1 protein-coding gene is annotated in these 281 nt (G+C 34.2%); it reads right to left on the reverse strand.

Going from position 1 to position 281, the window contains the following annotated elements; all coding sequences use genetic code 11:
- A partial coding sequence (locus FUA24_RS25945; protein ID WP_246147155.1) for a ribonuclease E/G occupies nt 1-281 on the reverse strand: 281 nt, incomplete at both ends.

Consider the following 281-nt stretch of genomic DNA (forward strand, 5'->3'; position numbering starts at 1 on the left):
CCGTACGTACTATTACGCCAAATCCTTGTGGTGTAATACTTTTAACCAAACGTTTTAGGCGGTCTTTTTCTTCTCGATCTTCTATTTTTTGTGATATAGAAATTCTGCTAGAAAATGGTACTAAAACTATATATCTGCCGGCAATAGAAAGCTCAGAGCTTATTCTTGGGCCTTTTGTAGATATAGGTTCTTTTACTATTTGTACTAATAGCGATTGATTTGATTTCAGAGCGTCGGTAATTTTGCCGTCTTTATCAATATCTTTTTCAAATGGGAAATTT

It is taken from the genome of Seonamhaeicola marinus, assembly GCF_008085455.1.